The following is a 559-nucleotide window of genomic DNA, read 5'->3' as shown; positions in this document are numbered from 1 at the left end:
TATCCTGCGATAGTTGCGAGATTACCACCTATAACCTGGTGGAACAATGTGAGGATAAGACCTGTATAGATAAAGTGCAGGAGTACGGTGTAAAGAGAATTCCCGCGGTGGCGGTTGATGGAAAATTGCTTGAGTGCTGTACAAACAATGGTATAAGCAAAGAAAAACTTATCGAAGCAGGAATAGGAAAAGCCAGTTAGCAAAACCATCGTACTGAAATTAAAATCTGAAACTTTTTATGGCAGCCATTTTTGGCTGCCTTTTTTTTTAATCAAATTAAAATGTTAAATCTTTATTAATCGGCTTGCCTACCCCCCGGGCTATGAGTCGATATTTGAAAAGAGGTTCGGCTCTTAATCTTTTATTTCTGATTTCCGAACAGATCAGGAAGTAACTAAAACCATTTAAATTATGAAACCATTAAGTTCAGAAATGCAAAAATGTATCGATGATTGCAACGCCTGCATTACTGCGGCGAGAATTTGCCTTGACCAACATTTGGGGGAACCAGACATGAAAGAATGCCACAAATTTTGTCTGGATTGTATTGCTTTATGCA

The 559-nt window shown here is 38.3% G+C and carries 1 protein-coding gene; it reads left to right on the top strand.

The features are described from left to right. A partial coding sequence (locus tag RM529_RS17730) for a glutaredoxin (RefSeq protein WP_311486055.1) occupies nt 1-200 on the top strand: 200 nt, incomplete at its 5' end. Between the last annotated feature and the right edge of the window lie 359 nt (nt 201-559).

Origin of the sequence: Autumnicola edwardsiae (genome assembly GCF_031846505.1) — a bacterium.
GTDB classification, from domain to species: domain Bacteria; phylum Bacteroidota; class Bacteroidia; order Flavobacteriales; family Flavobacteriaceae; genus Autumnicola; species Autumnicola edwardsiae.
This window is presented reverse-complemented; position numbering and strand designations above follow the sequence as displayed.